At 65.5% G+C, this 760-nt stretch carries 1 protein-coding gene; it reads right to left on the reverse strand.

The features are described from left to right. The coding region (locus U5A58_RS40405; RefSeq protein ID WP_415774371.1) for an ABC transporter permease subunit at window positions 1-760 on the reverse strand (760 nt) is incomplete at both ends.

The raw sequence follows: 760 nt of genomic DNA on the forward strand, positions 1-760 counted from the left end.
ACCGAACATCGCGCCCGACAGACCGCCGAACGACGCGCCCATCGCGAACGCGAGCAGCTTGACGTTGCGGGTGTTGATGCCCATGGCCTTGGCGGCGATTTCGTCTTCGCGGATCGCGGCCCATGCGCGGCCGATGCGCGAGTGCTGCAGACGCGTACACACCCAGATCACGAGCAGCGCGCAGATCACGAACACGTAGTAGTACATGTACACCGAGGTGAAAGTGAAGCCGAGGATCTCGTGCGGCTGCGCGAGGTTGAAGCCGAACACCTGCAGCGGCGCGACACCGGTAATGCCCTGCGGCCCGTTGGTGATGTTCACCGGACGGGCGAGGTTGTTCATGAAGATACGAACGATTTCCCCGAAGCCCAGGGTCACGATCGCGAGGTAGTCGCCGCGCAGACGCAGCGTCGGCGCGCCGAGCAGCACGCCGAAGATCGCGGCGAGCCCCATGGCGCACGGCACCACGATCCAGTACGGCGTATGCATGCCGCCCGGGAACATGTTCGCGATCCAGATGAACTGATTCGCGAGGTGCGGCGAAGTCAGCAGCGCGGCCGTGTAGGCGCCCACCGCGTAGAACGCGATGTAGCCCAAATCCAGCAGGCCGGCGAAGCCCACCACCACGTTCAGGCCCAGCGCGAGCATCACGTAGAGCATCGCGAAGTCGAGCACGCGCACCCAGTAGTTGCCGCCCGCGGCGCCGACCACGAAGGGCAGCGCAGCAACGACGATGGCGGTCACGACGCCCACTGCGAGA

This window comes from Paraburkholderia sp. J7 (genome assembly GCF_905220155.1).
In the GTDB taxonomy this organism is placed as follows: Bacteria; Pseudomonadota; Gammaproteobacteria; order Burkholderiales; family Burkholderiaceae; genus Paraburkholderia.